Source organism: Streptomyces sp. GbtcB7 (assembly GCF_019091445.1).
GTDB classification, from domain to species: Bacteria; Actinomycetota; Actinomycetes; order Streptomycetales; family Streptomycetaceae; genus Streptomyces; species Streptomyces mirabilis.
The window spans coordinates 111080-136960 of sequence record NZ_JAGXJM010000029.1; the positions used below are offsets into that span (position 1 = coordinate 111080).

At 71.7% G+C, this 25881-nt stretch carries 23 protein-coding genes and 1 pseudogene; 11 read left to right on the forward strand and 13 right to left on the reverse strand.

The window, feature by feature from the left end; genetic code table 11:
• Positions 1-86 precede the first annotated feature (86 nt).
• From KVT44_RS38245 to KVT44_RS38260, 4 genes are read right to left on the reverse strand one after another with little or no spacing between them, the layout of a single operon-like run.
• On the reverse strand, positions 87-1028 hold the full coding sequence (locus tag KVT44_RS38245; protein WP_217572134.1) for a YihY/virulence factor BrkB family protein: 942 nt from the start codon (positions 1026-1028) through the stop codon (positions 87-89).
• A complete protein-coding gene (locus KVT44_RS38250; RefSeq protein ID WP_099921023.1) occupies positions 1016-1462 on the reverse strand; it encodes a GtrA family protein in 447 nt (148 codons plus the stop codon). The genes KVT44_RS38245 and KVT44_RS38250 overlap by 13 nt, the downstream gene beginning before the upstream one ends.
• Positions 1459-2403 (reverse strand): decaprenyl-phosphate phosphoribosyltransferase, encoded by a 945-nt coding sequence (locus KVT44_RS38255; RefSeq protein ID WP_217572136.1) that lies wholly within the window; start codon positions 2401-2403, stop codon positions 1459-1461. Before KVT44_RS38255 ends, KVT44_RS38250 begins: the two co-directional genes overlap by 4 nt.
• Positions 2396-2926: a phosphatase PAP2 family protein gene (locus KVT44_RS38260; RefSeq protein WP_190170036.1), complete on the reverse strand. Its 531-nt coding sequence runs from the start codon at positions 2924-2926 to the stop codon at positions 2396-2398. The genes KVT44_RS38255 and KVT44_RS38260 overlap by 8 nt, the downstream gene beginning before the upstream one ends.
• A 142-nt stretch (positions 2927-3068) precedes the next feature.
• Here KVT44_RS38260 and KVT44_RS38265 point away from each other — a divergent pair, with 142 nt between their 5' ends.
• Together KVT44_RS38265 and KVT44_RS38270 are read left to right on the forward strand one after the other, a co-directional pair.
• Complete coding sequence (locus KVT44_RS38265) at positions 3069-4460, forward strand: FAD-binding oxidoreductase (RefSeq protein WP_217572138.1); 1392 nt, start codon at positions 3069-3071, stop codon at positions 4458-4460.
• Positions 4461-4571: 111 nt separating this feature from the next.
• Positions 4572-5327, forward strand: coding sequence for a decaprenylphospho-beta-D-erythro-pentofuranosid-2-ulose 2-reductase (locus KVT44_RS38270; protein WP_099921027.1), 756 nt, complete (start codon positions 4572-4574; stop codon positions 5325-5327).
• Positions 5328-5395: 68 nt separating this feature from the next.
• Here KVT44_RS38270 and KVT44_RS38275 read toward each other — a convergent pair whose 3' ends face one another.
• Positions 5396-5980: a 2'-5' RNA ligase family protein gene (locus KVT44_RS38275; protein WP_099921028.1), complete on the reverse strand. Its 585-nt coding sequence runs from the start codon at positions 5978-5980 to the stop codon at positions 5396-5398.
• 198 nt (positions 5981-6178) lie between these two features.
• Positions 6179-7192: a tryptophan--tRNA ligase gene (gene trpS, locus KVT44_RS38280; protein ID WP_067367829.1), complete on the reverse strand. Its 1014-nt coding sequence runs from the start codon at positions 7190-7192 to the stop codon at positions 6179-6181.
• Positions 7193-7369: 177 nt separating this feature from the next.
• On the opposite strand from trpS, the gene KVT44_RS38285 reads away from it, so the two are divergent.
• Positions 7370-8032 (forward strand): hypothetical protein, encoded by a 663-nt coding sequence (locus tag KVT44_RS38285; protein ID WP_308314214.1) that lies wholly within the window; start codon positions 7370-7372, stop codon positions 8030-8032.
• Positions 8033-8045: 13 nt separating this feature from the next.
• Here KVT44_RS38285 and KVT44_RS38290 read toward each other — a convergent pair whose 3' ends face one another.
• A complete protein-coding gene (locus KVT44_RS38290; protein WP_268256006.1) occupies positions 8046-9524 on the reverse strand; it encodes a glycine hydroxymethyltransferase in 1479 nt (492 codons plus the stop codon).
• A 303-nt stretch (positions 9525-9827) separates the two neighbouring features.
• Between KVT44_RS38290 and rocD the strand changes: the two genes are divergently transcribed.
• A complete protein-coding gene (gene rocD, locus KVT44_RS38295; protein WP_217572140.1) occupies positions 9828-11036 on the forward strand; it encodes an ornithine--oxo-acid transaminase in 1209 nt (402 codons plus the stop codon).
• A 15-nt stretch (positions 11037-11051) separates the two neighbouring features.
• Here rocD and KVT44_RS38300 read toward each other — a convergent pair whose 3' ends face one another.
• Together KVT44_RS38300 and KVT44_RS38305 are read right to left on the reverse strand one after the other, a co-directional pair.
• Positions 11052-12239 (reverse strand): glutathionylspermidine synthase family protein, encoded by a 1188-nt coding sequence (locus KVT44_RS38300; RefSeq protein WP_217572142.1) that lies wholly within the window; start codon positions 12237-12239, stop codon positions 11052-11054.
• 71 nt (positions 12240-12310) lie between these two features.
• Positions 12311-12679, reverse strand: coding sequence for a hypothetical protein (locus KVT44_RS38305; protein ID WP_099921032.1), 369 nt, complete (start codon positions 12677-12679; stop codon positions 12311-12313).
• 135 nt (positions 12680-12814) lie between these two features.
• Between KVT44_RS38305 and KVT44_RS38310 the strand changes: the two genes are divergently transcribed.
• Entirely contained in the window at positions 12815-13666 is an 852-nt protein-coding gene (locus tag KVT44_RS38310) for a DMT family transporter (RefSeq protein ID WP_075028410.1), read from the forward strand.
• Between the two features lie 54 nt (positions 13667-13720).
• Here the strand turns inward: KVT44_RS38310 and KVT44_RS58690 are convergent.
• Together KVT44_RS58690 and KVT44_RS38315 are read right to left on the reverse strand one after the other, a co-directional pair.
• Positions 13721-13828 (reverse strand): annotated as a pseudogene (locus KVT44_RS58690) (ATP-binding protein); the annotation flags it as partial.
• Positions 13829-14660: 832 nt separating this feature from the next.
• Positions 14661-15440, reverse strand: a complete 780-nt coding sequence (locus KVT44_RS38315) for a DUF3050 domain-containing protein (RefSeq protein ID WP_217572144.1) — start codon at positions 15438-15440, stop codon at positions 14661-14663.
• 197 nt (positions 15441-15637) lie between these two features.
• Between KVT44_RS38315 and KVT44_RS38320 the strand changes: the two genes are divergently transcribed.
• The 6 genes from KVT44_RS38320 (at position 15638) to KVT44_RS38345 (ending at position 23746) form a co-directional block, all read left to right on the forward strand.
• Positions 15638-16261, forward strand: a complete 624-nt coding sequence (locus KVT44_RS38320) for a hypothetical protein (protein ID WP_229888969.1) — start codon at positions 15638-15640, stop codon at positions 16259-16261.
• Positions 16262-16291: 30 nt separating this feature from the next.
• Complete coding sequence (gene pabB / locus KVT44_RS38325) at positions 16292-18490, forward strand: aminodeoxychorismate synthase component I (RefSeq protein WP_217572146.1); 2199 nt, start codon at positions 16292-16294, stop codon at positions 18488-18490.
• Between the two features lie 2 nt (positions 18491-18492).
• Positions 18493-20058, forward strand: a complete 1566-nt coding sequence (locus KVT44_RS38330; protein WP_217572200.1) for an AMP-binding protein — start codon at positions 18493-18495, stop codon at positions 20056-20058.
• A gap of 95 nt (positions 20059-20153) precedes the next feature.
• A complete protein-coding gene (locus KVT44_RS38335) occupies positions 20154-21725 on the forward strand; it encodes a class I adenylate-forming enzyme family protein (RefSeq protein WP_099921036.1) in 1572 nt (523 codons plus the stop codon).
• Entirely contained in the window at positions 21722-22921 is a 1200-nt protein-coding gene (locus KVT44_RS38340) for an FAD-dependent monooxygenase (RefSeq protein ID WP_217572148.1), read from the forward strand. Before KVT44_RS38335 ends, KVT44_RS38340 begins: the two co-directional genes overlap by 4 nt.
• Before the next feature lie 18 nt (positions 22922-22939).
• Complete coding sequence (locus KVT44_RS38345) at positions 22940-23746, forward strand: aminotransferase class IV (RefSeq protein WP_217572150.1); 807 nt, start codon at positions 22940-22942, stop codon at positions 23744-23746.
• Positions 23747-23847: 101 nt separating this feature from the next.
• On the opposite strand, the gene KVT44_RS38350 is transcribed toward KVT44_RS38345, so the two are convergent.
• Positions 23848-24339, reverse strand: coding sequence for a carboxymuconolactone decarboxylase family protein (locus KVT44_RS38350; RefSeq protein ID WP_217572152.1), 492 nt, complete (start codon positions 24337-24339; stop codon positions 23848-23850).
• Positions 24332-25855, reverse strand: a complete 1524-nt coding sequence (locus tag KVT44_RS38355; protein ID WP_254650473.1) for a PLP-dependent aminotransferase family protein — start codon at positions 25853-25855, stop codon at positions 24332-24334. The genes KVT44_RS38350 and KVT44_RS38355 overlap by 8 nt, the downstream gene beginning before the upstream one ends.
• Positions 25856-25881: the final 26 nt, after the last annotated feature.

Consider the following 25881-nt stretch of genomic DNA (forward strand, 5'->3'; position numbering starts at 1 on the left):
CCCACCGACGGAGAGAACCTCGTCGACCGCCGCGGGCCCCGAGCGCGGCGCCACCCGGATCCGAACCCCCTCACCACCACCCGCGGTCAGGCGCCCCCGGCCGCCGCCGGACCCGGCGCGCCGATGCCGCCGGGCTCCGCGGGCTCGTCGGAGCCGTCGTCGCGTTGCTTCGGGCCGGTGTCGGCATGTCCCGTGGCCGTCCAGGCGGCGCAGAACAGGACGAGTTTCGAGGTGAAGTTGATCCACAGCAGCAGCGCGACGGGCACACCGAAGGCGCCGTACATGCTCTTCGACGCCACGCCCCGCATATAGCTGCTGAGCAGCAGCTTGAGCAGTTCGAAGCCGACGGCGCCCATCAGCGCGGCGACGACGAGCCGGTGGCGCGGCGGCTCGACGCCCGGCAGCAGGGTCAGGACGTACAGGAGCACCAGGAAGTCGGTGAGTACGGCGACGGCGAACGCGGCCGACTGCAGCAGCACGCTCCCCCAGTCGTGTTCGCCGATGCCGAGCTGCCGGGCCGTCCAGCCGACCAGCGAGGACGCGATGGTGGAGACGGCGATGGTGACGAGTACGGCACCGCCGAGTCCGACGAGGATCCCGGCGTCCAGGAGCTTGCGCAGGAGGGGGTTCTCCTCCCTGTCGGGCAGCTCCCAGACCGCGCGCAGACAGTCCCGCATGGAGCCGACCCAGCCGATGCCGGTGAACAGCAGGACGGCGCCCGCGATGAGCCCGATGGTGCCGGCGTTCTGGACCAGTGCGTTGATGTCGAGCTGGTCGGAGATGCCCGGCACCTGCTCGACGATCTTGTCCTGAAGTTCCTTCTGCCGCTGGCTGGTGAGGGTGGCGGCGGCGATCGCGGCGCCGACGGTCAGCAGCGGGAAGAGCGCCACGAAGCTGATGAAGGTCATCGCGGCGGCGAGCCGCGTCCACTTCACCCGGTCCAGACGCTCGTACGACCGCCACCCGTGTGTGGCCATCAGGCGGGTGACCAACGGCCCCACGCCGGGGAGCTTTTTCAGCCAGTCCATGATCCGACTCTGCCCTCACCTCGGAAAACCCATGTCCGGGTACCCCAAAAACGCAGGACCGTGGCGAGTGCCATACCGATCCCCGCACCGGAGACCGTGTCGGCGCGTCGCGAGGTGAGCCCGAGGCCATAGTGGCTGACGGCGACGCACAGGAGTTGGACGAGGGCGCCCGCGAGGTTCACGGCGAGGAACACGAGGAAGTCGGCGTACCGCCGGGGCCCCCGCACGGGGCGGTGCCGGTACGTGCCGAGCGCGTTGCCGGTGTACGCGACCGAGCAGCCCGCTACGAACGACAGCGCCTTGGCGGTGAGCGGGTCGAGGCCCACCGGGCCGCGCAGCCAGAGGAAGAGGCCGAGGTCGGCGGCGTAGGCGAGGACCCCGACGGTGGCGAAGCCCAGGAGCTCCCGGGTCAGGGGCCGCCGGGCGAGGCTCACCAGTTCACGACCGCGAGCCCGTACATCGCGAGCCACACCAGTCCGATCAGGGCGAGCGCGCGGTCGCGCAGGACGACGTCCTCGGGCTCGCCCGCCGCGCCCCGGTCGGCGAAGACGGCGTACCGCAGGACGGCCAGGATGAAGGCGACCATGGACAGCTGGCGCCAGGGCAGCACCCCGGCGCTGGGCGCGCCGCCCTCCTCCAGGGCCCACAGGCAGTAGGCGAGCACGGCGACCCCGGCGGCCAGCTGCCAGACGAAGCGCAGATAGCCGGTCGTGTACTCGGTGAGCAGCGCGCGGGTGGCACCGACGTTCCCGGCCAGCTGGACGGCCTCGGAGTACCGTTTCGCCGCCACCATGAAGAGCGCGCCGAAGCCCGTGGTGATCAGGAACCAGCGGGAGAGCGGGATGTCGAGGGCGAGCCCGCCGATCATCGCCCGCATCAGGAACCCGGTCGTCACGACGGCGAGGTCGACGACCAGGACGTGCTTGAGGCTGACGCAGTACGCGAGTTGCATGCCGAGGTAGGCGGTCAGCAGTGCCGCGGTGACCGGGGAGGACAGCAGGGCGGCGGCGGTCGGGGCGAGGACGGCGAGCACGCCTCCCGTGGCGTAGGCGACGGGGACGGGGACCTGGCCCGTGGCGACCGGGCGGTGGCGCTTGACCGGGTGGGCGCGGTCGGCTTCGGCGTCCCGGGCGTCGTTGATCAGGTAGACGGCGGCGGCGCAGGCCGTGAACAGGACGAAGACGAGCGCGAGTTGGATCACCGCGTGGCGGGAGCAGAGCCGGCCCGCCGCCGCCGGGGCCGCCACGACGAGCAGGTTCTTCACCCACTGGCGGGGGCGGGTGGTCCTGAGGAGACCCCGGGCGAGGCCGGTGAGGGTCCGCACGGGAACCGGGGCGGTCGGCGTGGGGTCCAGGAGCACCGTGCGTTCAGCCATGGCCGGCCTCGATCCAGCGGGCGCCCAGACGGGCCGTCAGGGCGCCCAGGGCGGCGCCCGCGAGCACGTCCGAGGGGTAGTGGACGCCGGCCACCAGCCGGGAGAGGCACATCGCGGCGGCGAGCGGCGGCAGCGGGCGGACTCCGAGCGCGCCGAAGGCGACCGCCGCGGCCGTCGCGGAGGCCGCGTGGGAGCTGGGGAACGAGTGACGTCCGGCCGTGCGCACCAGCGGGACGACGTGCGCGGGGCGTGGACGGCGCACGATCCGCTTCACGCCCATGCTGGCGAGGTGCGCGGTGGCGGTGAGCGCCGTGCCGCGCAGCCATGCGCCGCGCCGCCCGCGGTCGACCACCGCGCCCGTGAGCCCGGCCGCGAGCCACAGCACGCCGTGCTCCCCGCTCCAGGACAGGGCGCGTGCGACGGCCGCCACGCGTGGATCCGTGCCGCGCTCGTGGAGGGCCGACAGCAGCCGACGGTCCATGCCGTCCCACCGTCGGCGGTCCATGTCGTCAAGGTCGTCCATGTGATCTCACTCTTCTAGGGAGTGGCCGCAGAATTACGGAAATCTTGTACGACATCCCATTAATCACCCATTTCGGTGAGGAGCCGCGAAGACGGGAGAGGTGAGGGCTTTACACACCTTTTTCGCCGATACGGTCACGGTCATGCCTGCCGACACCGCCTCCGACCCGGCCGGATCCGCCTCCGACCCGACCGAACCCGTCTCCGTCACGGGCTGGGGCCGCACCGCCCCGACCACCGCCCGTGTGGTCCGCCCGCGCACCTACGAAGAAGCGGTGGCGGCCGTCCGCGCCTGCGGGGCCCGCGGAGGCATCGCCCGGGGCCTGGGGCGGGCGTACGGGGACGCGGCGCAGAACGCGGGCGGGGCCGTGCTCGACATGACCGGCCTCGACCGCGTCCACGCGATCGACGCCGACGGCGGGACCGTGCTCTGCGACGCGGGCGTGAGCCTGCACCGGCTGATGGAAGTCCTGCTCCCGCTCGGCTGGTTCGTGCCGGTCACGCCCGGGACCCGCCAGGTGACCGTCGGCGGCGCGATCGGCGCGGACATCCACGGCAAGAACCACCACGTGTCCGGCGCGTTCGCCCGCCACGTCCTCTCCTTCGAGCTGCTGACCGCGGACGGCGCGATCCGCACGGTGGGCCGGGGCACCCCCCTCTTCGACGCCACCGCGGGCGGCATGGGTCTGACCGGGGTGATCCTCACGGCGACCGTCCGGCTCCAGCCCGTCGAGACCTCACTGATGTCCGTCGACACCGAACGCGCGGTGGACCTGGACGACCTGATGGCCCGTCTCACCGCCACGGACCACCGCTACCGGTACTCGGTCGCCTGGATCGACCTGCTCGCGCGCGGCCGCTCGACGGGACGCTCGGTGCTCACCCGCGGGGAACACGCCCCCCTGGACGCGCTCCCCCCACGCGCGCGCCGGCGCCCGCTGGCGTTCCGACCGCCGCGGTTCCCGTCCGCGCCCGCCTTCGTACCGGAGGGACTGCTCGGCCGCGGGACGGTGGGCCTCTTCAACGAGCTCTGGTACCGGAAGGCACCCCGTGCGCGTGCCGGTGAGCTACAGCGGATCCCGGCCTTCTTCCATCCGCTCGACGGGGTGCCGCACTGGAACCGGATCTACGGACGCGGTGGCTTCGTGCAGTACCAGTTCGTCGTCGGACACGGGCGCGAGGAGGCCCTGCGGCGCATCGTGCGGGGCATCGCCGAACGCCGGTGCCCGTCGTTCCTCGCCGTCCTCAAGCGTTTCGGCGAGGGCGATCCGGGCTGGCTCTCCTTCCCGATGCCGGGCTGGACCCTCGCCCTGGACATCCCCGCGAACCTGCCGGGCCTCGGCGCCTTCCTCGACGAGCTGGACGAGGAGGTGGCCGGGGCGGGCGGACGCGTGTACCTGGCGAAGGACGCGCGGCTGCGGCCGGAACTGCTGGCCGACATGTATCCACGGCTGACCGAATTCCGGGAACTGCGGGCCGAGTTGGACCCGCGCGGGGTGTTCACCTCCGACCTGTCCCGCCGCCTCGGCCTCTAGAACCGGTCGACCCTCCCGCCGCCTCGGCCTCTAGAACCGGTCGACCCTCCCGCCGCCCCGGCCTCCGGAACCGGTCGACCGTCCCGCCTTTTCACCCCTCTAGGAGTTGTCATGAAGGACGCCTTCGGAGCCCCCCAGTCCCTGCTGATCCTCGGCGGCACGTCCGAGATCGCGCTGGCCACGGCGCGTCGTCTGATCGCCCGGCGCACCCGCACGGTGTGGCTCGCCGGACGGCCCTCGCCGGCCCTGGAGCGGGACGCCGAGCACCTGCGCGGACTGGGCGCGGACGTCCGTACCCTCGCCTTCGACGCGCTCGACCCCGAGTCCCACGAGACGGTCCTCGGCAAGGTCTTCGCCGAGGGCGACCTCGACATGGTGCTGCTCGCCTTCGGGGTCCTCGGCGACCAGGCCCGGGACGAGCGGGAGCCGGTGGCCGCCGCCCGGATCGCGCAGACCAACTACACGGGCGCGGTGTCGGCCCTGCTGGTGTGCGCGCGGGCCCTCCAGACGCAGGGGCACGGCTCCCTGGTGGTGCTCTCCTCGGTGGCGGGCGAGCGCGCCCGCCGCTCCAACTTCATCTACGGGTCGAGCAAGGCGGGCCTGGACGCCTTCGCCCAGGGTCTGGGCGACGCGCTGCACGGCACCGGCGTCCACGTGATGGTCGTACGCCCGGGGTTCGTCCGTACGAAGATGACCGCGGGGCGCGCGGAGGGACCCATGGCCACCACACCGGAGGCGGTCGCGACGGCCGTCGAGGTGGGGCTGCGACGGCGCTCGGAGACGGTGTGGGTGCCGGGGGCGCTGCGGCTGGTGATGGCGGCGCTGCGGCACGTACCGCGAGCGGTGTTCCGCCGCCTGCCGATCTAGCGCGACGGCGGCTGCCCGGCTCGACCGAGGCTGTACAGCTCGACCGCTGCTGTTCGGCTCGACCGCTCCTAGCGGCTGGCGATGGTCCCGCGTTCCACGTCCACGTGGCCCGCCTGCGGTGGCACCACGGATCCGCCGAAGGCGAACTCCCGGAGCTTGCGCCACACGCTGTCGGAGCCCTGTTCGTAGAGCGCGAACCCCGTGCAGGGCCACTCGGCGTCGTAGTCGGCGAGTTCCTGGAACGCGCGGTCCATCGCCGCGTCGTCGATGCCGTGCGCCACCGTGACGTGCGGGTGGTACGGGAACTGCAGCTCGCGCGCCACGGGACCGGAGGCGTCGCGGACCCGCTGCTGGAGCCAGGTGCAGGCCTCGGCGCCCTGGACGACCTTCACGAACACCACCGGTGACAGGGGCCGGAAGGTGCCGGTGCCCGACAGCCGCATCGGGAAGGGCCGGCCGGCCACGGCGACCTCGGTCAGGTGCGCCTCGACGGCCGGCAGGTCGGCGGCGTGGACCTCCGTCGGCGGCAGCAGGGTGACGTGCGTGGGGATGCCACAAGCCGCGGGGTCGCCGAAGCCCGCGCGCCGCTCCTGGAGCAGGCTGCCGTAAGGCTCCGGGACCGCGATCGACACGCCGATCGTTACGGTCCCCACGTCGTCTCCTGTCGTCGTGTCCGGTGCGTCGTCGGTCGCGTCACCGGTTGCGTTGTCCTTCGCGTCGCCGGGCGCGTTGTCTGGTTCGTACTCAGCCGTCCGGCTATCGACTGTAAGGCCACGGCTGTGTTGTGGGCAGGCGCAGCCGTAGTGATGTGCAGCGCTCTGCCCAGTGGTACGTGTGTGCGGTCGTACGCCTCAGTGCTTGGCGGGCAGGAAGCCCACCCGGTCGTACGCCTGCGCGAGCGTCTCCGCGGCGACGGCGCGCGCCTTCTCGGCTCCCTTGGCCAGGATCGAGTCGAGCGTCTCCGGGTCGTCCAGGTACTGCTGGGTGCGCTCCCGGAACGGGGTCACGAAGTCGACCATGACCTCGGCGAGGTCCGTCTTGAGCGCACCGTAGCCCTTGCCCGCGTAGTTCTCCTCCAGTTCCGCGATACCGGTACCGGTGAGGGTCGAGTAGATGGTCAGCAGATTGCTGATACCCGGTTTGTGCTCGCTGTCATACCTGATGACGGTGTCCGTGTCGGTGACCGCGCTCTTGACCTTCTTGGCGGTGGTCTTCGGCTCGTCGAGCAGGTTGATGAGGCCCTTCGGCGTGGACGCCGACTTGCTCATCTTGATCGACGGGTCCTGGAGGTCGTAGATCTTCGCCGTCTCCTTGAGGATGTACGGCTTCGGGATCGTGAAGGTCTCGCCGAAGCGGCCGTTGAAGCGCTCGGCGAGGTCGCGGGTGAGCTCGACGTGCTGGCGCTGGTCCTCGCCGACCGGAACCTCGTTCGCCTGGTACAGCAGGATGTCCGCGACCTGGAGGATCGGGTACGTGAACAGGCCGACGGACGCGCGGTCCGAGCCCTGCTTGGCGGACTTGTCCTTGAACTGGGTCATGCGGGAGGCCTCGCCGAAGCCGGTGAGGCAGTTCATGATCCAGGCGAGCTGGGCGTGCTCGGGGACATGGCTCTGCACGAAGAGCGTGCAGCGGTCCGCGTCGAGACCGGCGGCGAGCAGCTGCGCGGTGGCGAGCCGGGTGTTCGCGCGCAGGTCCGCCGGGTCCTGCGGAACGGTGATCGCGTGCAGGTCGACGACCATGTAGAAGGCGTCGTGGGACTCCTGCAGGGCCACCCACTGGCGTACGGCGCCGAGGTAGTTGCCGAGGTGGAACGAGCCTGCTGTGGGCTGGATTCCGGAGAGCACGCGGGGACGTTCAGAGGCCATGTTCACCATTCTCTCAGGTACACCCGGGAGCTCGGGAACAGGTGGGAACAGAGCTCTCCCCCAAAGGGGGACCCGGGCGGATACTCAGGCGGGTACTCGAGGCACGTACCGGGGGCGGCGGACGGGGGACGCATGGCGGGCCGGGGCAGACGCGCGAGGTCGGGGATCGCAGGGTTCGTGGGGGTGGTGGGGGTGGTGGGGGTGGTGCTCGCCGTGCTGGGGGCGCACCCCGCGCGGGCTTCCGCACCGGCCGCGGGGCGCAGTGCCCCGGACATCGCGCTGGTCATCGAGGGCGGCACGGGGCGCACGACCGCGCTGCACTCCGGGGAGCGGGACTTCACGCGGCTGTGGGACCTGCTGACTCCCACCTACATGGGGACGGAGCGGGTGCCGGACGCGTGGACGGCGGGCGACTTCCCGCCGGTACGGGCCACCGTGATGTGGGGGCTGAGCGGGGTCGGGGGCTGGCCGCAGACCGACAGCGCGCCGGGGGGCGATGTCGCCATGGGGCGCCAGGACCAGCTGTTCCTGGCCGCGGACGGCACGCCCTGGGTACGCACGGACCCCTCGCCCGACGTGGTGGACGACGACATCCGCTGGCACCGCGCGTCGCGCTCGGTGTACGAGCGGGTGGTGGGGCGCGGGAGGCTCATCGAGGACACCGCAGGCGCACCGGGCTCGAAACGGGGTGTCGAGGAGCGTGCGCGGTGGGTGCTGCCCGGGCTGGGCGCGGGTCTGCTCCTCGGGGCCGGCGGCACCCTCCTGGTACGCCGCGCGGCGGCCTGGCGCGAGGGCGCCGGACCGCCGCGGGAACCACGACAGGAGCTGATCGACCTCTGAACCAGGAGGTGGGTCAGCCGAGGTCGATCTCCGGGTAGAGCGGGAACGGGGCCAGCAGGTCGGTGGCGCGGTGGGAGATCTCGTCGGAGATCTTCGGGTCCAGGACGTGCTGGGCCTTGGACGGGGCGCCCTTGGCGGTGGTGCCGGGCTCGGCGGCGGTGAGGACGCGGTCGATGAGACCGGCGATCTCGTCCATCTCGGTGGTGCCCAGACCACGGGTGGTCAGCGCGGGCGTGCCGATACGGATGCCGGAGGTGTACCAGGCGCCGTTCGGGTCGGCGGGGATGGCGTTGCGGTTGGTGACGATGCCCGAGTCGAGCAGCGCGGACTCGGCCTGGCGGCCGGTGAGGCCGTAGGAGGAGGCGACGTCGATCAGGTTGAGGTGGTTGTCCGTGCCGCCGGTGACCAGGGTGGCGCCGCGCCGCATCAGGCCCTCGGCGAGGGCGCGGGCGTTGTCGACGACGGCCTGGGCGTAGTCGCGGAACTCGGGGCGGCGGGCCTCGGCGAGCGCGACGGCCTTGGCGGCCATGACGTGCGGGAGGGGGCCGCCGAGGACCATCGGGCAGCCGCGGTCGACCTGCTCGGCGAGGGACTCGTCGCACAGGACCATGCCGCCGCGCGGGCCGCGCAGCGACTTGTGCGTGGTGGTGGTGACGATCTGGGCGTGCGGGACGGGGTCGAAGTCGCCGGTGAGGACCTTGCCCGCGACCAGACCGGCGAAGTGCGCCATGTCGACCATCAGGGTCGCGCCGACCTCGTCGGCGATCTCCCGCATGATCCGGAAGTTCACCAGGCGGGGGTAGGCGGAGTAGCCGGCGACGATGATCAGCGGCTTGAACTCACGGGCCGACGTCCGCAGCGCCTCGTAGTCGATGAGGCCGGTGGCGGGATCGGTGCCGTAGGAACGCTGGTCGAACATCTTTCCTGAGATGTTCGGGCGGAAGCCGTGGGTGAGGTGGCCGCCGGCGTCCAGGGACATGCCGAGCATGCGCTGGTTGCCGAAGGCCTGGCGCAGCTCGGCCCAGTCGGCCGCGGAGAGGTCGTTGACGTTGCGGACGCCGGCCTTCGCGAGGGCCGGGGCCTCGACGCGGGCGGCGAGGACGGCCCAGAAGGCGACCAGGTTGGCGTCGATGCCGGAGTGCGGCTGGGCGTAGGCGTGCTCGGCGCCGAAGAGCTCGCGGGCGTGCTCGGCGGCAAGGGCCTCGACGGTGTCGACGTTGCGGCAGCCGGCGTAGAAGCGGCGGCCGACGGTGCCCTCGGCGTACTTGTCGCTGAACCAGTTGCCCATGGCCAGCAGGGTGGCCGGGGAGGCGTAGTTCTCCGACGCGATCAGCTTGAGCATGTCGCGCTGGTCGGCGATTTCCTGACCGATGGCGTCGGCGACGCGGGGCTCCACGGCCCGGATCACGTCGAGGGCGCTGCGGAAGGCGGTGGACTCGGTGGAAAGGGGCTCGGGCATTGACGGCCTCCGGACGTGGCGTTCAGCGTTCACGGGTCGGCCCAGGCGCACGGCACTCGTTGCCACGTCTCCCTGTCCGGACGACTCCGGGCCCTTCGGCCCACCTGTCCTTCCGGCCGGGGGTCCGGGGGTTGTCCCCCGGGAAGACACAGCCTGGGGTCGCTCCCCGATGGTCGGTCCCATCCCAGCGCGCCAGTCACGGCCCCGCTCGCCAGCCTACCGGGCGCGCCGGATCACCGGGTTCCCCCGTCCACCATGCGAGCGACGATAGGAAGGGAGCCACGAGCCCGACCCCCGTGCGGCAGCGGTCCCCGCGCTGCAGGAAACGGAGATTCCGTGACCACCACCGAACGACTCATCGCCTCGGCCGACGCGCACGGCGCGCACAACTACCACCCGCTGCCGGTCGTCGTGGCGACGGCGGACGGGGCATGGATGACGGACGTCGAGGGCCGCCGTTTCCTCGACCTGCTGGCCGGCTACTCGGCGCTGAACTTCGGCCACGGCAACCGGCGGCTGCTCGACGCGGCGAAGGCGCAGCTGGAGCGGGTGACGCTGACCTCGCGGGCCTTCCACCACGACCGGTTCGCCGACTTCTGCGCACAGCTCGCGCAGCTGTGCGGCATGGAGATGGTGCTGCCGATGAACACGGGTGCGGAGGCGGTGGAGACCGCCGTGAAGACGGCAAGGAAGTGGGGGTACCGCGTCAAGGGCGTCCCCGACGGCCGGGCGAGGATCGTCGTGGCGAGCGACAACTTCCACGGCCGTACGACGACACTCATCAGCTTCTCCACGGACGCGGAGGCGCGGACGGACTTCGGGCCGTTCACGCCGGGCTTCGACATCGTGCCGTACGGGGACCTGGCCGCGCTGCGGGCGGCGGTCACCGAGGAGACGGTCGCGGTGCTGCTGGAGCCGATCCAGGGCGAGGCGGGCGTGCTGGTGCCGCCGCCCGGCTACCTCGCCGGGGTGCGGGAGCTGACGCGCGAGCGGAACGTCCTCTTCGTCGCGGACGAGATCCAGTCCGGTCTTGGCCGCACGGGCCGCACCTTCGCGTGCGAGCACGAGGGCGTGGTGCCGGACATGTACGTACTGGGCAAGGCGCTCGGGGGCGGGGTCGTACCGGTGTCGGCGGTGGTGTCGAGCAGGGCGGTGCTCGGGGTGTTCCGGCCCGGTGAACACGGGTCGACGTTCGGCGGGAACCCGCTGGCCTGCGCGGTGGCGCTCGAGGTGATCGCGATGCTGCGGTCGGGCGAGTACCAGCGGCGCGCCGCGGAACTGGGTGACCACCTGCACCGGGAGCTGGGGCTGCTGGCGGGCACGGGGCGTGTCACGGCGGTGCGCGGGCGGGGGCTGTGGGCGGGCGTCGACATCGCCCCCGAGTACGGCACGGGACGCGAGGTCTCCGAGCGGCTGATGGACCGGGGTGTCCTGGTCAAGGACACCCACGGGGTCACGGTCCGGATCGCCCCGCCGCTGGTCATCAGCAAGGAGGACCTGGACTGGGGGCTGGCTCAGCTGCGTGCGGTGCTGGGCACCGACTGAGCGCCGACCGGGCGCCTAGAGGATCACGTGGGGCAGGAAGCGGGCGTACTCGTCCGTGACCAGCCCGGACGACTCGCGGATGCCGAGCCCCGCCGACTCGCCGTCCACGACCCAGGCGCCGAGGACGACATGGTTGCCGTCGAAGGAGGGAAGGGGAGCCAGTTCCTGGTAGCAGCAGGGCTCGTCCTCGCGTACGACGGGGGCGGCGCCCGGCGCGTGCACCGTCACCCCGGCGCCCTCGCGGCCGAGGAGCGGCTTGGCGACGTACCCCTGGGTGGTGGCCAGCTCCCGGGGTCCGTCGAGGTAGGCGGGGAGGAGGTTGGGGTGGCCCGGGTACAGCTCCCAGAGCACGGCGAGGAGGGCCTTGTTGCTGAGGAGCATCTTCCAGGCGGGCTCGATCCACAGGGTCGTGCCCGTACCGCCGCCGTTGTCGAGGGTGTCCAGGACGTGGTCGGCGAAGCGGTCGGTGGTGAGCCACTCCCAGGGGTAGAGCTTGAAGCAACTGCGGATGAAACGGAGCTGGTTGTCGACGAAGCGGCCGGAGAGGGGGTCCCAGCCGATCTCCTCCACCGAGATCCAGTCGGTGTCGAGGCCCGCCTGTTCCGCAGTCTCCTTCAGGTACGCGACGGTCATCAGGTCCTCGCCGAGTTCGTCGGCGGCGGAGTGCGCGAAGTAGAGCGGGCTGCCCGGCGGGAGGAGGGCGGCCTGCTTCTTCCACGCGGCGACGAGGCGTTCGTGGAGGGAGTTCCACTGGTCGGCGCCGGGGAAGCGGTCCTCCATCCAGAACCACTGCGGGCTCGCCGCCTCGACGAGGGACGTCGGGGTGTCGGCGTTGTACTCCAGCATCTTGGCGGGGCCCGTGCCGTCGTAGCGCAGGTCGAAACGGCCGTAGACGGAAGGGAGTTCGCCGCGGCGCTGCCAGGCCTCGGCGACCGCCCGCACCACGCGCGGGTCGGTGATGCCGAGGTCGGCGAAACGGTTCTCCGTGACGATGTGCTCGGCCGCCGCCAGGCACATGCGGTGCAGTTCCTCGACGACCTCCTCCAGTGCCTCCACCTCCGGGAGCGAGAAGGCGTAGTACGCGCTCTCGTCCCAGTAGGGGCGCAGGGAGTCGTCCGGGTAGCGGGTCAGGGGGTAGATGAGGCCCTGCCGCTCGACGGTCTGCTGCCAGCCGGCGCGGGGCTCGATGGTGCGGCGCTCCATGGCGTACGGGTCCATTCGGTGCTGGGCGCGCGGCCCACGGCTACGGGTGCGGTGACGTGGGGTCGCGTCGCTCAGCCGCCGGAGCTGCCCTTGCCGCTGCCGAAGCCGCCGCGGTCGACGCTGTGGTGGCTGCCGCCGCTGGTGCTGCTGCCGGATCCCTTGCTCGCCTTGGTGAAGGAGCCGCCGTCGACCCAGCCGCCCTTCTTCTTGCCGCCGTAGTACCAGCCGCTGCTGACCGACGTCTTGGTGGTCTTGACGGACTTGGTGGTCTTGCAGTTCTTGTCGGCGATGACCTTGTAGCCCTTGAGCGAGGTGTAGCTGTCGCGGTCGACGCAGCGCTTGTCCGGCTCCGAGGAGCAGGCGGTGAGGGCCGCCGCGAGGAGTCCCATGCCGCCGAGTACGACCGTGCCCGAGCGCAGTTGCCGTCGTGTGTCCGCCATCTTCGATCCCCCGTTTGTCATGACAGTGCGCGCGCTTTGCTCGGCGCAGGCGATCAGATTAGAGGTCCTTTGCGCAAGGCAGGCGAGGGACCCCTTCGATTCGGCGTCGCCTACAGTCACTTCGTGCTCTTTGGAATGGTGTGCGCGCTCGGTGCGGCGGTCTGCTTCGGTACGGCGACGGTGTTGCAGGCGATCGCCGCGCGGGCGGCGGCCGACAGCGGCGGTTCGGGCGGGGACGCGGCTCTGCTGCTGCGGGCGCTGCGGCAGTGGCGGTATCTCGCGGGCCTCGCGCTGGACGGGCTTGGCTTCCTGTTGCAGATCGCGGCGCTTCGCTCCATCCCCATCTACGCGGTCGGGGCGGCGCTGGCGGCGAGCCTCGCGGTGACGGCGGTGGTCGCCGCGCGGCTGCTGCATGTGCGGTTGAGCGGGGTGGAGTGGGCCGCGGTGGGGGTGGTGTGCGCGGGGCTGGCGATGCTCGGGCTGGCGTCCGGGACGGAGGGCAGCGAGGCCGGGTCCATGACGCTGAAGTACTGGATGCTGGGGACCGCGGTGGTGGTACTGCTGCTCGGTCTGGTGGGCGGGCGGATGTCCGGGCGGGGCCGGGCGTTGGTCCTCGGGCTCGGGGCCGGGTTCGGGTTCGGGGTCGTAGAGGTCTCGGTACGACTGATCGACGACCTCGCGCCCGCCACGCTGCTGACCAACCCGGCGACGTACGCGCTGCTCATCGGGGGAGGCGCCGCGTTCATCCTGCTGACCTCGGCGCTGCAGCGCGGCTCGGTGACGACGGCCACGGCCGGTCTGGTCATCGGCGAGACCATCGGACCGGCCCTGGTGGGCGTGATCTGGCTGGGCGACCGCACCCGCGAGGGCCTGGCCTGGCTGGCGGTGCTGGGGTTCGCGGTGGCGGTGGCGGGCGCGTTGGCGCTGGCACGGTTCGGGGAGGCGCCGGTGGAAGAACCGGTGAAGGAGCCGGTGGAGGAGGGGTGACGGGACGGGCCGGGAAGTTCATCGCCCTCGAACGCCGGCGCACCGAGGCTTTTAGGGGGCGGGCGGTTCGGGATCGGCGTCCCAGGCGCCGATCTGCACGAACCCGTCCCGATAGCGGACACGGAGACGGGCCGGGCCCTTGGTGTGCGGTACGGCGTTGGAAGTGCCCTGACGTTGAACCACGTATGGCAGATCACTCGATGACGTGGGACGACGCGGGCCTGTCCGATCTGCAAGCGCAGCTGGCACATGAAATGCTGAGCCGTGTCACGGCGTTCGCGATCGGGCAGGAAGTTCGGCTTGTACGTGGTGTCGTGAATGCTCCGGATCGACGCGGCGTCGGCTGGGTCGTTCTGTGGGACGGGCAGCAACTGGACACGTCCGTCGCCTTCGACCTGCCACTCACGGACGCATACGGCGCAAACATCCCGTCAGGGGACCTCGCGGCCGCCTTGCGAAACGTACTGGCCGACTGCACCGAACGCGAGGTCGAGGAGGCGTCACGCGATGCCTTCGGAATCCCCGTGATCGACGCCTCCGCCGCTGTTCACGACTTCGTCGACCAGCCGCGGTTCCGCCTCTCGGACGCACTGCAGGCCGCAGCGGCGGCCTTCTCCGTTCCAGCAGAGCCTGCCGAGCCCGCGGAGCTGCGCCTGCGTGGCTTCCTGCTTCTCGACCAGGCAACGTGTCGCCTCTACCTGGACACCCCCACATCACAGGACACTCCGCCGATCGGTATCGACCTTCCCCTCCGAGACGATGAAGGCTCTGTGGTCGTTGGCGTGACAGGAACGCAGGCCGCACTTCCGATCCTGCTGGAAACGGGGGAGTTGGAGCGCATGCGGAAGAACGCCCACGACCCCTACTGTCGTGCGGTCTACGACTTGACGGAGTGTCACGGGGCGCTGACTCAGCGCTTCACCGAGTTCGGATCCCGTCCCCACCACCTGTACCCCCGGCCCCCCGGTCGGGGGCACAACCGTTGTCCGGGACCTCAGGCCATCGCCTCCACGATCCCGTCCCACAACCGGACCCTCGCCTCGAGGGCCAGCGTCGCTGTTTCGACCGCCTCCTGCCAGCGTGTGTCGTCCGCTCCGCAGAGGTCGGCCACCATCTGCATGGCCATGGGGGTGTGTTCCTCTCCGTCGACCTCGATATGTCGGGCCAGGTAGTCGCAGAAGAGCGGGAAGCGGTCGGTGCCCTCCTTCTTGATGACCTGGTCGAACATGTCGGGGATGAGGTCCTCCCGGGAGAAGGCGAACGCGGCCGCCCGGCAGTGCAGCGGCCGGTCCGAGATGATCTCGAAGGTGGTGCGGACGAACTCGGCGGCGGGGGCGGGGACTTGGGCGACGCGAAGCGCCGAGGACACGTCGTGGCCCTCGGCGATCAGGGCGAGGAAGGTGTCGATCCTGGTCGCGTCGGCGTCCGCCTCGGTCATGCCCGCGCGGTACAGCTCGAAGTGGCTGGTGAAGCCGCCGTTCAGTTCGTCGCTCTCCTCGACCAGGACGATGTCGTTGATCAGGCGTCGGCTCACCTCCGTGCCGCGCGGCACCCAGGGGACGTCGACGCAGGTCAGTTCCCGTTGGAGGGACTTCAGGAGCGACATGAAGTCCCATACCGCGAACACATGGTGCGCCATGAACGTCGCCATGTCCTCCCGACTGTTTATCCGCTGGTAAATCGGGTGGGTGGTGACCTCCTTCCGAGCGGGTTCGATCACGGAACGCGCCCGCTCGATTCCCTCGTGGTTCATATTCCAGTCGTACCTGGACATGGGATCTCCTTCTTGGTGCCAGAGGGGGGCCACAGCGGCGGTGAATGGCGATCGTGCAGCTTTATCGAGGGGCCTCGCAAGCACTTTCTGAAATTACGGGAGAGTTACCAGGAGTATCGACCTACAGAAGATGTCAAGATAACCGAAAGGTAAACAAACGGTCACGATCCGGACACTCAAGAAACTTCGTTGAAGATTTGAACGCGCTGTACGCGCTTTCCGTATTCGGTGGCGTGACCAGGAATCCCGTAACCGTCACCGTGGCGTATCACGTGATCCCGGGCCGCGAGACCGACTTCCACTCCTGGGGGTGGGCCGTGCTGCGGGCGAGCTCGCGCGAACCGGGCTTCCTGGGGGGTGGTGTCCTTGCCGACGGAGAGGCGGAGTGGCATGTGGTCTACCGCTTCGACAGCGAAGGGTCGGCCCTGGCCTGGGAAGACTCGATCATCCGGGCACAGTGGGCCACCCGGGCGGACCCGTTCGCCCGGGAGACGGGCCGGCGGAGCGTGCGGGGCTCCAAGAGCTGGTTCGACGCCCAGACCGGCGCGCCGAAACCGCCGGCCGCACCGCCCCCGCCCGCGAAATGGAAGCTTTGGTTCGTGAATATGAGCGCGGTTTTCCCACCGGTGCTGTTATTCAATCTGCTGGTGATTCCGTATCTCGGTGGTCTCAATCCGCTCATCCGAACACTGCTGCTGTGTCTGTGTGTGACGGCCCTCGTCACCTGGATTCTCATGCCGCGCCTTCAGCGATTCTTCAAGAAATGGCTGTACCCACCGCTCCAGGCGCTCCGCGGACGCCACAAAAGACGGACCGCGTAGGCCCGAGAACGATCAAAGGGAGGTGGGCGGGTGAAGACCCTGCTCATCGACAATTACGACTCGTACACGTACAACCTGTTCCAGCTGATCGCCGAGGTCAACGGCGAGGAGCCGGTGGTGATCCTCAACGACGCCGCCCCCGACGGAACAGGCGGGAGAACTCCGGATCTCTCGGAATTCGACAATGTGGTGGTGTCGCCGGGCCCGGGACACCCGGCCGAATCCCGTGACTTCGGGATCAGCGCCAGAGTGCTCGCGGAGTCCACGATCCCGGTGCTCGGTGTCTGCCTGGGCCACCAGGGCATCGCACTCGGGGAGCGGGGCCGGGTGCTGCCCGCCCCGGAGCCCCGGCACGGGCACCTGTCGAGAATCCGGCACGACGAGCGGGACCTGTTCCAGGGGCTGCCGCAGCACTTCACCGCGGTCCGCTACCACTCGCTGTCCGTGCGCGAGCCGCTGCCCGAGACGCTGGAAGCCACGGCCTGGTCCGAGGACGGCGTCCTGATGGGGCTGCGGCACCGCACCCGGCCGCTGTGGGGGGTGCAGTTCCACCCGGAGTCCGTCCTGACCGAGTACGGCCACCGGATGCTCGTGAACTTCCGCAACCTCACGGCGCAACGCGCCCGCAAGACCCGTACGAAGAACACCGCGGTCCCCCCGTCCGCGGCGACCGTCCCCGCCCCCGCCGCGCTCTCCCGCCCCGCGCGGACCGTCCGCCCCGCCCACCGGCTGCACACCCGCCGCATCGCCACCGCCGTCGACGCGGAGGCCGCCTTCACCCGCATGTACGCCGCCTCTCCGCGGGCGTTCTGGCTGGACAGCGCGCGGGTCGAGGAGGGGCAGTCACGGTTCTCGTTCTTCGGTGACGGCTCCGGGCCGCTGTCGGAGTTCGTCCGGTACGACGTCACGAGCGGCCGCTGCGAGATCGAGCGGGCCGGCCGGCCGCCACGCAAGGTCCGGGCGAGCGTCTTCGACTACCTCAAGCGGCAGTTGGCGAACCGCCGCGTGGACGCCACCGGACTGCCCTTCGACTTCACCGGCGGATACGTCGGCTACTTCGGGTACGAGACCAAGGCCGACTGCGGCTCCCCGAACCGCCACCGGGCCGAAACCCCCGACGCCTGCTGGCTGTTCGCCGACCGGCTGATCGCGGTGGACCACCAGGAGGGCTTCACCTACGCCGTCTGTGTGGCCGAGGACACCCCCCAGGCCACCCGGGAGGCCACCGACTGGCTCGACGGCGCACTCGCCCAGCTCACCTTCGTCGGCCCCGACCCGCAGCCGTTACCGCCCGCTCCCGTGTCGGCCGAGCCGGACCTCGACGCCGCCGAACCGTGGCTCGTCCGCGACCGGTCCACCTACCTCGCGGACATCGAGGCTTGCGCACGCGAACTCCGCGCGGGCACCAGCTACGAGATCTGTCTGACCAACGCCGCCCGGCTGCCCGCGCCGCCCGACGCGTACGACTTCTACCGGGTGCTGCGCCGCGTCAACCCGGCGCCGTACGCGGCCTTCCTGCGGTTCGGCGACCTCGACGTGGCGGGCGCCTCCCCCGAGCGCTTCCTGCGGATCACCCGCGGCGGCGTCGCCGAGGCCCGGCCCATCAAGGGCACCGCGCCCCGGGGCGGCACCCCGGAGGAGGACACGCGCCTGCGGGACGCGCTCGCCGCCGACGCCAAGACCCGCGCCGAGAACCTGATGATCGTCGACCTGCTCCGCAACGACCTGGGCCGGGTCTGCCGGACCGGGACGGTACGCGTCTCCCGGCTCATGGCCACCGAGACCTACGCCACCGTGCACCAGCTCGTCTCCACCGTCGAGGGCCGGCTGCGCCCGGAGACGGACGCGGTGGACTGCGTCCGTGCCTGCTTCCCGGGCGGCTCGATGACCGGCGCGCCGAAGCTGCGCACCATGGAGATCATCGACACGCTGGAGACCGAGGCGCGCGGGGTGTACTCCGGGGCCCTCGGCTACCTGGGGTGCAGCGGCGGCGCCGACCTCAGCATCGTCATCCGTACCGCCGTACTCACGGACGGGCTGACGCACCTGGGCGCGGGCGGCGCGATCGTCCTCGACTCCGATCCGGCCGCGGAGTACGACGAGATGCTGCTGAAGACGGCGGCACAGATGCGGGCCCTGCGGGAGTACCAGGAAGCCACCCCGGCAGGGGTGAGCGCCCGTCGGGCGGACACCCCCCGCCGAGCCGCCGTAGAGGAGCCCGCCCGGTGACGATCCCCACGTCCACGCCGACTCCGCGGTCGCCGACCGGCACCCACGAGGACGCCGACGCCCCCGGCAACCTCGCCACCCATCTTGCCGCGCTCGCCGAGCGGCGCGGCTGGGGCGACCGGATCGCCTTCCACCAGGGCCACCGGGCCTGGACGCACGGCGAGGTGCACGAGCTCGCCGGCCGCGCGGCCGGTGTGCTCCGCGGGCACGGCGTGGGCGCGGGCGACCGGGTGCTGCTCGCGCTGCCCGACGGCATCGCCTGGGTGGCGGCCTTCCTCGCCACCGCCCGGCTGGGCGCCGTCGCGGTCCTGGTCAACCCAGAACTGCCCGCGGCCGAGCACGCGTTCATGGCCGAGGACGCCAAGGCCGTGCTCTGCGTGACCGGACCGGGCCTGGAGGACCGCTTCACCGACCGTGTGCGCCTCGGCGCCGATCAGCTGATGGCGCTCACCGCCGACGCCGAGCCGGCCACCGCGCACCCGGTCGACGCGCACACCCCGCTCTACGTCCAGTACACCTCCGGCACCACCGGCCGGCCCAAGGGTGTCGTGCACTGTCACAGCGACCCGAAGACGTACCACGATCTCATCGGCCGACGGCTGCTGCGGATCACCCCGGACGACGTCACCCTGTCGGTGTCGAAGCTGTACTTCGCGTACGGCTTCGGCAACGCCTTCGTCTTCCCGCTCTTCTCCGGCTCCTCCGCCGTCCTGGTGGACCGGCGTCCGAACCCGGCCGCCGTGGACGAGCTGGTCGCCCGGCACCGGGTCACCCTGCTCTACTCCGTGCCCTCCGCGTACGCCGCCCTCGTCGCCGACCGGGGCAGCGGCCACGCGACCTGCTTCGCCTCCGTACGCGCCGCCGTGTCGGCCGGGGAGGGCCTGCCCGAGGGGCTCGAGAAGCAGGTCGCCGATCTGCTGGGCGCGCCGGTCCTGGAGCAGATCGGCTCCACCGAGGCCGGTCACGCGTTCTGCGCCAACAGCTTCGAGCACAACCACCCGGGCACGGTAGGCCGCCCGGTCCCCGGTTTCGAGGTGGAGCTGCGCGACGGCGCCGGTGTGCCGGTGGAGGACGGCGCGGAGGGCGAACTCTGGGTGCGCGGGCCGACGCTGACGCCCGGCTATCTGAACCGGCCCGAGGAGACGGAACGCACCCTGGTCGGCGGCTGGCTGGCCACCCACGACCGGGCGCGCCGGGAGCCGGACGGCAGCTACCGGCACCTGGGACGCACCGACGACCTGGAGATGGTCGGCGGGATCACCATCTCCCCGCTGGAGGTCGAGGCCGTACTGCGGACCCATCCCGCGGTGAAGGAGGTCGCGGTCGCGGCCATGACCGACTGGCGCGGCTTCAGCCGGCTGCGGGCCTTCGTCGTCCCCGTCTCGCCCCTGCCGCCCGGCCTCTCCAGACTGTCCGGGCCGTCGGGTCTCGAGACCGAACTCGTGGGCCTGGCGCGCGAGCACCTCGCCGCGTTCAAGGTCCCCAGAGCCATCAGTTTCGTCCCGTCCCTGCCCCGCACCTCGACCGGAAAACTCCGCCGCCACCTCGTCCGCCAGGGCGCCTGGTGACCCCCGCGGCACCACGACCACGGACCACGACCACAGACCCGGACCACAGCCACAGCCACAGCCACAGGACAGACAGGACAGAAGGGAACGGGCACATGCGACAGCAGCAGCCCCTGCTCGCCGACCGCGGTTTCTACCTGGGCCCGATGTTCCGCCACGCGGCGGACCGTCACGGAGCCGTGTTCGTCACCCTGGACCGGCCGCTGGACGTCCGTCCCGGCCTCGGGGTCGACCTCAGCTATCCGGTGCTGGCCGAGGTGGTCGAGGAGCTCTCCGGAAGGCTGTGGGAGGCCGGGGTCCGGCCCTCGGAGGAGGTGGTCGTCCACAAGACGGACAACGTCGACATCGTCCTGCTGACCTGCGCCGTGTCCCGTATCGGGGCCGTTCCCGTCCTCCTGTCCCCCGCGCTCGCAGGCCCGGTGGTGGGCCGGCTCCTCGAACGGCTCCACCAACCCTGGCTGATCACCGACAGAGCCAAGCTGGAAGGCCCGCTGGCGGACGTCGACCTCTCCGCCCTCGTACGACGGACGCTCTCCGTGGACGACGCGCCCGGGGCCGAACCCCTGGAGAAGTACGCCGGGTCGCGGACGCCTTCTCCCGTCCGGCTGCATCCGCGCGAGCCCGCCCTGATCACCCACAGCTCGGGCACCACCGGCCTGCCCAAGCTCGCCGTGCACTGCGCGAACACCATGTGGAACCGGCTCGTCCCGCAGAAGGCGATGGGCTGGCCCACCCGCGGCGAGACCGCCGCGCTGCACATGTCGTTCGTGCATTCGCGCTTCTACCATCTGCTCGGCGTCCTGCTGCACTTCGGCAGCCCGCTCGTGCTCATCACCGACCCGGACCCCGCCACGGTGGGACCGCTGCTGACCCGGCACCGCCCCGGCATCGTCGAGACCCACCCCAACACCTTCGTGCTGTGGGAGGAACTGGCCGACGCGCCCGGAGCACCGCTGTCCCGGGTCCGCTCGTACGGCTCCACGTTCGACGCGATCCATCCGCGCACCGTACGGCGGCTGCTGGACGCCTCGAAGCGGCGCACGCCCTGGCTGATCCAGCTGTACGGGCAGAGCGAGACGGGTCCGGTGGCCTTCCAGTGGTTCACCCGGCGCAGCGCCGCCCGCGCGGACGGGCGCCGGGTCGGGATCGGGATCCCCGGCTTCACCCGCGTTCGGGTCACGGACGACTCCGGCGGGCGGGCCAGGCCCGGCACGCCCGGCCGCATCGAGGCCCGCACCAGAGGGCGGATCCTCACCTACCTCGGCGCCCGGGAGCAGTACCTGCGCCAACTGGACGGCGGCGGCTGGTGGCAGATGGGCGACATGGGGTACCAGGGCCGGCTGGGCGGGCTGTATCTGATCGACCGTGAGATCGATCAGATCGACTCGGTGCACAGCAATCTGGAGGTCGAGGACGCGCTGATGGACCGGCTGGAGGAGCTGCGTGAGGTGGTCATCGTGCCCGGCGCGGACCGCGAACCGGTGCCGGTGGTGTGCGTACGGGGCGAACGGCCGCTGGACCCGGCGCGCTGGCGGGAGGCCACGGCCGATCTGCCGCCCCTGGCCGAGCCCCGGCAGTGGCGCTTCGAGGAGCTGCCGATGACCGCGACCTGGAAGGTGAAGCGGGTGGAGATCACCCGCATGCTGGCCGAGGGCGCGCGCACGTGAGCGGCGCCCCCGGCCAACCGGTCCTCGTGGTGGGTGCCGGGCCCGTCGGGTTGTCGGCGGCGCTCGCGCTACGGGCGCACCGGCTGCCGGTCGTGCTCCTGGAGGCGGACCCCGAGGAGCGCGAACGCCCGGGCAGCCGCGCTCTGTTCGTGCACCGGGAGACCCTGCGGCTGCTCGACGGGATGCGCCCGGGGCTGGCCGCCGAGATCACGGCGTACGGGCGCACCTGGCACACCAGACGGACCCTGTACCGGGGCCGCGAGGTGTACGCCCGCACCTTCCCGCCACCGTCCACGCCCGGCCTCCCGCCCTTCACCAGCCTGCGTCAGGTGGACACCGAGCGTTTCCTGCGCGCCGCGTGCGAGGCGGCCGGAGTGGAGTTCGCGTGGGGGGCGCGGGTGACGGGGGTGCGCGTCGCACCGACGGAGGTCGTGCTCACCGGCGAGGACGGCCGCGTCTGGACCGGCACGCACGCCGTCGCCGCCGACGGGGCGCGCTCGACGGTCCGGGGCGAGCTGGGCATCCCGATGGAGGGGACGCGCGCGGACGGCTTCCATGTCGTCGTGGACGTCGCGGACCTGCCGGGCGCCGAGCTGCCGTTGGAGCGGGTCTTCCACTACGAGCATCCGGGGGTGGGCGGCCGCAGTGTGATGCGGGTGCCGTTCGCCGGGGGCTTCCAGGTCGACCTGCAGTGCCGGGACGACGACACGCAGGAGGTGTACGGGACCGAGGAGGCCGTACGGGAGTGGCTGCCCGCGGTGGTGGGCGACGGGTACGCCGAGCGGATCCTGTGGGTGTCGACGTACCGTTTCCTGCGCAAGGTCGCCGCCTCGTTCAGCGACCCGCACCGGCGGGTACTGCTCGTCGGCGAGGCCGCCCACCTGTTCCCGCCGTTCGGCGCGCGCGGGATGAACAGCGGGATCGCGGACGCGGCGGCTGCCGCGCGGGCGATCGCCGACGGGACGGCCGCCGCGGTCGCCGACTTCGCCGAGGTCCGGCGGGCTGCGGCCCTGTTCAACAGCGCGGCCGCCGGCAGCGCGCTGGACCATCTGCGGCCGCACCGCCGGATCGTCCGCGTCAAGCAGCGGGCGGCGGCGGCGCTCGCGCCCGTGCTGCCGTGGTGCGGTTCCTGGCTGGAGCACGCGCCGTACGGGCCACGGAGCGGTTCGCCCGCTGTCGCGGGCCGCAAGTACTGAGACCGAGAGGGGTACGCAGTGACACAACCGGCCATCGCGGAGGAGTTGTTGGCATGGGCGCCAGGCCATGGGCTGACCTCCGGTCCGGCCCCCGGTACGTTGCCGGGCGGGCGGCTGCTCGTCGCGGACTCGTGGCTGCTGCGCGACGGCCGGATGCGCGGCTTCGACCGGCACCGGGAACGCTTCCTGCGGGCCTGCGGCGACTGCGGCGGCCCACCACTGGACCGGCTCGTGGCGTTCTGGCGGGACATGACCGCCGCGCTGCCGCGCACCGGGGAGTGGTTCCCCCGGGTCGAACTGGCCTCGGGATCCATGGAGTTGCGGCTGCTGCTGCGGCACGCGCCGCCGCTCGGCACGGGCGTACGGGTCTGGGCGGCGGGGCAGAGCGATCCGCGGACCGTCCCCCGCCGCAAGGGGCCCGACCTGGACACCCTGGCCCGGGTGAGGCGGCGGGCGTCCGGGGAGGGCGCGGAAGAAGCGGTGCTGATCGCGTCCTCCGGTGTGGTGCTTGAGGCGGCCACGGCCAGCGTGCTGTGGTGGGAGGACGACACCCTGTGCCTGCCCTCGCCGCAGCTGCCCGTCCTGGCCGGAGTGACGGCCGGCCTCATCCAGGAGCGGGCCCACCGGTCCGGGATCCGTGTCGCCCACCGCGAACGGACCGTGGCCGAGCTCGACGGCCGTGAGGTGTGGCTCGTGAACGCGCTGCACGGGATCCGGCCGGTGACCGCCTGGACGGCGCGGCCGATGAGCCCGGCGCCGGCCGTGCGCGCGCCGGAATGGCGACAATGGCTGGACGACGTCATGGAACCGCTGCCGGCCGACTGAATTCCGGAAACAGAAGCCGCAGACGGACTGATGACCGAAAAGCAGCGCCGGGACGAATTGAATTCGTCCCGGCGCTCCCTCTCGTGCCCTCTTTCCCGAATTCAGCTTTTCTTCTGGGCGGGCTGATAGGCACCCGGCACCATACGGGTCGCGATCGCGATCCGGTTGTACGCGTTGATGACGGTGGTCGCCCAGATCAGCGCCGCGATCTGGGCCTCGTCGAAGACCTCCGCCGCCGCGGCGTAGACCGCGTCCGGCACGTGTCCGTCGTGGACCAGCGTCACGGCCTCGGTCAACGCCAGTGCGGCACGCTCGCGTTCGGTGTAGAACGGGGTCTCCCGCCAGGCGTTCAGGGCGTAGATCCGCTGCTCGGTCTCGCCCCCGGCGCGGGCGTCCTTGGTGTGCATGTCGAGGCAGAACGCGCAGCCGTTGAGCTGCGAGGCGCGAATCCTGATCAGCTCCAGGAGTTCGGGTTCGACCTTGGCGTCCTGGGCCGCGGAAACGGCGGCGCCGTGCAAGGCGCCCATGGCACCGGACACCTCGGGGGTAATCTTCTTCAGGGCCACACGGGACAGGGCTTCACTATTACTCATGAGGCGACTCTATTCCACGAAAAAGGCCGTCGTCTCCCTCGTTGCGGAAAGTGCCGTCGAAAGTCCCACTGAAAATGCCGTTGAAAGTGCCGTTGAAAGGCAGTGCCGCGCACAATGCGTCCAGCGCCCCCGACCACCCGTGGTCCGGCGGTGTCCCGTACCCCACCACCAGCGCGTCGGTCCGCTCGGCGGGCGACTCCGGATGGCGGTAGCGGTCGAGCCCGTGCACCGCGAGCCCCTGCCAGGCCGCCGCCCGCAGCGTCTCCTGCTCGGTGCCGGGCGGCAGGCGCAGCACCACGTGCAGGCCCGCCGCGATGCCCGTGGCCCGGACCCCGGGGGCCTGTTCGGCGAGCCGCGCCACCAGGGCGTCCCGGCGGCGCCGGTAACGCAGCCGGGACGCGCGGACGTGGCGGTCGTAGGCGCCCGACGTGATGAACTCCGCCAGGGTGAGCTGGTCCAGCACCCCGCACGACCAGTCCACCCCGCCCTTCGCCGCGACCACCTCCGGGGCGAGCGACGGCGGCAGCACCAGCCAGCCCAGCCGCAGACCCGGGGCCAGGGACTTGCTGGCCGTGCCCACATGGACCACGTGGTCGGGGTCGAGGCCCTGGAGGGCGCCGACCGGCTGACGGTCGTAGCGGAACTCCCCGTCGTAGTCGTCCTCCAGGATCAGACCGCCGCCGCGCCGCGCCCAGTCCACCACCTGCGCCCGCCGGTCGGGGTGCAGCGGTACGCCCATCGGGAACTGATGGGCGGGCGTCATCAGCACCGCCCGTACGCCTCCCAGCGCGTCCCCGCCCTTTGGGCCGGCCGCCAACTCCTCCGTACGCGTGCCGAGTTCGTCGAATCCGAGCGGCACCGTCCGCAGCCCGGCCCGCTCCAGCAGCCGCCAGTGGACGTCGAGCCCGTAGGACTCCACGGCCAGCGAGTTCAGTCCCCGCCCGCGCAGCACCTGGCCGAGCAGCATCAGGCCGTGCACGAAGCCGGAGCAGATGACGATGTGCTCCGGGTCCGTGCGGACGCCCCGGGCGCGGGCCAGATAGCCGGCCAGGGCGGTGCGCAGTTCCACCCGGCCGCGCGGGTCGCCGTAGTCGAGGGCCTCGTGCGGGGCGACGGTCAGGGCGCGGCGGGAGGCCTTCAGCCAGGCCGCGCGGGGGAAGGAGGACAGGTCGGGGGAGCCGGGGACCAGGTCGTACGCCGGGCGGGCGTGGGTCGGGCGGCCGGGCGCGGAGGTGGTGGAGGGGGCCGGCACCGGGCGGCGGGCGACGCTCGTGCCCGAGCCCTGGCGGGCGGTGAGCCAGCCCTCCGCCACCAGGTCCGCGTACGCCTCCGCGACCGTGTTGCGGGCGACGCCCAGGTCGACGGCGAGGGAACGGGAGGAGGGCAGCCGGGTGCCGGGCGCGAGGCGGCCACCGCGGACCGCCTCGCGGAGGGCTTGCGTCAGACCTCTGCGGACACCGGGTCCGGTCGGCTCGACGTGGAGGTCGACCCCGAAAGTGGCCCAAGATTTCGCCATGTAAATGGACCATACTCCTGGGCTGC

Coding starts and splice junctions, on each gene's coding strand:
- KVT44_RS38355 (WP_254650473.1), bottom strand. CDS start 25,855: ATGGCGAAATCTTGGGCCACTTTCGGGGTCGACCTCCACGTCGAGCCG.
- KVT44_RS38300 (WP_217572142.1), bottom strand. CDS start 12,239: ATGGAGCGCCGCACCATCGAGCCCCGCGCCGGCTGGCAGCAGACCGTC.
- trpS (WP_067367829.1), bottom strand. CDS start 7,192: ATGGCCTCTGAACGTCCCCGCGTGCTCTCCGGAATCCAGCCCACAGCA.
- KVT44_RS38255 (WP_217572136.1), bottom strand. CDS start 2,403: ATGGCTGAACGCACGGTGCTCCTGGACCCCACGCCGACCGCCCCGGTT.
- KVT44_RS38260 (WP_190170036.1), bottom strand. CDS start 2,926: ATGGACGACCTTGACGACATGGACCGCCGACGGTGGGACGGCATGGAC.
- KVT44_RS38335 (WP_099921036.1), top strand. CDS start 20,154: ATGCGACAGCAGCAGCCCCTGCTCGCCGACCGCGGTTTCTACCTGGGC.
- KVT44_RS38310 (WP_075028410.1), top strand. CDS start 12,815: ATGGTGTGCGCGCTCGGTGCGGCGGTCTGCTTCGGTACGGCGACGGTG.
- KVT44_RS38305 (WP_099921032.1), bottom strand. CDS start 12,679: ATGGCGGACACACGACGGCAACTGCGCTCGGGCACGGTCGTACTCGGC.
- KVT44_RS38270 (WP_099921027.1), top strand. CDS start 4,572: ATGAAGGACGCCTTCGGAGCCCCCCAGTCCCTGCTGATCCTCGGCGGC.
- KVT44_RS38315 (WP_217572144.1), bottom strand. CDS start 15,440: ATGTCCAGGTACGACTGGAATATGAACCACGAGGGAATCGAGCGGGCG.
- KVT44_RS38245 (WP_217572134.1), bottom strand. CDS start 1,028: ATGGACTGGCTGAAAAAGCTCCCCGGCGTGGGGCCGTTGGTCACCCGC.
- KVT44_RS38350 (WP_217572152.1), bottom strand. CDS start 24,339: ATGAGTAATAGTGAAGCCCTGTCCCGTGTGGCCCTGAAGAAGATTACC.
- KVT44_RS38265 (WP_217572138.1), top strand. CDS start 3,069: ATGCCTGCCGACACCGCCTCCGACCCGGCCGGATCCGCCTCCGACCCG.